Origin of the sequence: Terrimonas sp. (genome assembly GCF_003075435.1) — a bacterium.
Lineage (GTDB): Bacteria > Bacteroidota > Bacteroidia > Chitinophagales > Chitinophagaceae > Agriterribacter.
The window spans coordinates 1-680 of sequence record NZ_QCZJ01000081.1 but is presented as its reverse complement, the minus strand read 5'-3'; the positions used below and the strand labels follow the sequence as shown (position 1 = coordinate 680).

Annotated in this window: 1 protein-coding gene; it reads right to left on the bottom strand. The window is 39.1% G+C overall.

What is annotated here, in order from left to right; all coding sequences use genetic code 11:
* Positions 1–199: 199 nt before the first annotated feature.
* A complete protein-coding gene (locus tag DC498_RS25935; protein ID WP_116877028.1) occupies positions 200–664 on the bottom strand; it encodes a WapI family immunity protein in 465 nt (154 codons plus the stop codon).
* Between the last annotated feature and the right edge of the window lie 16 nt (positions 665–680).

Sequence of the window (680 nt, the reverse complement as noted above, 5' to 3'; positions counted from 1 at the left end):
TCACAGCTTTGCGTTCGGCAGGGCATTTGAAAAACGTCCAGCCCGGTACTGCTGCTGATGTAAGATACAAAAGTTGAAAATATATTTTGTAGTTCATTAGTGTTCGGTCAGCCGGATATGTAGCTGACAGTAGCACTAAGATGAGGATTTATTCGTCGCCCCCTGCTGACGCAAAACTGAATGTTGTAGGCAGCTTTGGTCATTCGTTTTTTAATGTCATGTTCCCCGAAATAGGAAAAGCCTTGGTTATTTTTTCAAGTTCATTTATAAGTCGTGCAAGTTCTGTTTGGTCGAAAGATAATATGAATGAAAGTGTCCCACCCATACCGGGTTGGTCTTGTGCAATACATTTCACCTCAAAGTGCCCTAAGCCGTCACCTGAAATAATGAGTTTAAGCTGTCCTTCTAAAGGTTCAAAATTTGCTGTCGCATTAAAATCTTTGTCAAGCTTTTTGAAATCTCTCTTTAATAACTCAAAGTCTGTTGTCATAAAGTCTGCAACATACTGTCCACTAAATGCACCCCCTTTAACTGTTACTTTGGTCTTAATCCAATTCCTGTCCCAATCAAGGGCAGAGTCGTACTTGATAGTTTGATATGGTTCAACTCTAATTATATCACCACCGTCAAATATTTCAAAATATGTTTCAGAAGACTGTTTCATAAAAGTTGCCTACAAC